General features: G+C 59.5%; 1 protein-coding gene. It reads right to left on the bottom strand.

The annotated features are described in order from the left end of the window. Positions 1 to 4: 4 nt before the first annotated feature. A partial coding sequence (locus SB753_RS37590; protein ID WP_410805228.1) for a hypothetical protein occupies positions 5 to 269 on the bottom strand: 265 nt, incomplete at its 5' end.

The following is a 269-nucleotide window of genomic DNA, read 5'->3' as shown; positions in this document are numbered from 1 at the left end:
GACGTCAAATCGGCTCGACGACGACCGGTTCGCGTTCGGCTCCGAGCAAGCCTTCAGCAATGCTTGTCTCTGCATTCGCGATATCGTCCAGTGACGCTACGGATAGTTGGTCGTCCAGAATTGCGAATGCGACGCAAAGTCGCGAGTAGTCGGCATCGTCTATACGCCATACGCGGTCCTGCTGTTCAGTGGCATCCATCCGTACCACCGCCGCCCGTGCCGCTGCTATGTGCCCGATTGCGTCTGACTGGTGTCCGAGGCGGCAAAGC

The sequence above is a fragment of the Paraburkholderia sp. SIMBA_053 genome, assembly GCF_046534895.1.
Classification (GTDB): domain Bacteria; phylum Pseudomonadota; class Gammaproteobacteria; order Burkholderiales; family Burkholderiaceae; genus Paraburkholderia; species Paraburkholderia caledonica.
The sequence above is the reverse complement of the archived record's forward strand: the minus strand, read 5'-3'. Positions and strand labels throughout refer to the sequence as shown.